Genomic DNA, 1,652 nt, shown 5'->3' with positions numbered 1-1,652 from the left:
TGCTGGGCAACTCCGCGGCCGGCGGTGCCGGCGGTGCCGGCGGTGCGGGCGGTGCAGGCCGTCCCGGAGGCATCGGTGGAGTCGGTGGAGTCGGTGGTGCCGGTGGTGCCGGTGGTGCGTCCGGTTCATCGGGCGCTGCAGGATCGGGCATGCGTCCGGGAATGGGCATGATGGGCGGCGCCGGCGGCGACGAGGAGGAGAAGGCCAAGCGCTCCGGACTCGGTGGCCCGGTCGCCCCGAAGCTCGAGGACGAGGAAGAGCGGGGACCGCGCGCGAAGAGCGCACAGGCGGGCTCTCGCGACGATCACGCAGGCTGATCCGCGTGAGCGGAAGAGGGGGCGTGCGGCCGAGGCCGCACGCGGTCGATAGGGTGCAGGTGTGTCTGTCGAGATCGTAGAGCGGCGCCGCATCGTGCTCCAGAGCGAGGATCGGCGTATCGACCTGTCCCTGCCGTTCGACGAGACCCTCGACGACGCGCTGACGCTCAGCGGATTGTCCACAGAGGATCGCTTCGTGACCGTCGGACCCGGAGGATTCGAGATCCCCGGGGATACGGAGTGCGAGGACCTCATCGACGGCGGCCTCTACGCGCTGATCGATCGCTCGGCGCTCGCGCCGCGCGCAGCGAACACCGCGAGGCATGCGCCCACCCGGGCCGACCACGGTGCTCGATGGTGGATGCTCGCGGTCAGCGGACTCCTGCTCGTCGCCGTGTTCGCTCAGGGGGGCGGGGACCCGCTCCTGCGTCTGGTGGTCGCGCTGATCCTGGTCGCGGGGACGTTCGGAGGAGCGATCGCCTGGGCTCGTCGTGACTCGATGGCCGGCGTGCGCGGCATCCTCGGCATTCTCGCGCCGGTGCTCATGTCCTTCGCCGCGGGTGCTCTCCTGATCCCCTCGTCCCTCGAGTCGAGTGCTCACCTCTCGACCGCATCCGGTTTCCTCGCCGCGGGCATCACCACCGCGATCGTCGCCGTCTCGGCACGCGCTCGTCCGATGCGCGCCGCCGCGGGAACGGCGACCGTACTGCTCGTCAGCCTGGCCGCGATATGGGGGCTCGCGCTCCTGCTGCGCTGGGGTCCCGCCGATGCGGCCGCCATCTCGCTGGGGCTCGTGCCGCTCGGCCTGCGCGCCTTGCCGAGCAGCCTCGTCAACCTGCCCGAGGGCTACTTCATCGACTACAAGCACTTCATGACCAGCCGCTGGACCGTGCGCGGGGCGATTCCCGATTCCGTCGGCATCCTGCGGACCGAGCGCATCACCGCGGTGGTCGATGACTCGTCGGCCCGGCTCGTGGCGGGCACCGCCGTGCTGAGCGTCGTCGCGGCCGTCATGGCGCCGGTGGCCTTCCTGCGTCCCTGGTCCGCCGATCCGATCGTCGTCTCCGGAGGCATCGCGCTGCTCGTGTGCGTCATCCTCGCTCTGCTGCTCACCCCGCGTCACACGACCTCGCGGGTTCTGCGCTGGCTGCCACGGGCCGCCGCGGGCGCGGTCTTCGTCGTCGCCGCGATCCAGACCGCCCTCGCGCTCGGCGCGGGGTTCCAGGTGCTAGGCGCGACGGCGCTGTTCGCGATCGCCCTCGTCGCGGTCGCGGTCGTCGTTCCGATCTCGCGCGGCTCGAGCTCGCTCATCTGGTCGCGATTCGGCGACGCGTT

At 71.5% G+C, this 1,652-nt stretch carries 2 protein-coding genes; both read left to right on the top strand.

Annotated features, from left to right (window positions below; all coding sequences use genetic code 11):
- Positions 1 to 317 (top strand): hypothetical protein (locus RTM68_RS18545; protein ID WP_312173788.1); only part of this gene is annotated, 317 nt, incomplete at its 5' end.
- Between the two features lie 61 nt (positions 318 to 378).
- The coding region (locus tag RTM68_RS18540; protein WP_312173787.1) for a hypothetical protein at positions 379 to 1,652 on the top strand (1,274 nt) is incomplete at its 3' end.

It is taken from the genome of Microbacterium sp., assembly GCF_031988965.1.
GTDB lineage: Bacteria > Actinomycetota > Actinomycetes > Actinomycetales > Microbacteriaceae > Microbacterium.
The sequence above is the reverse complement of the archived record's forward strand: the minus strand, read 5'-3'. Positions and strand labels throughout refer to the sequence as shown.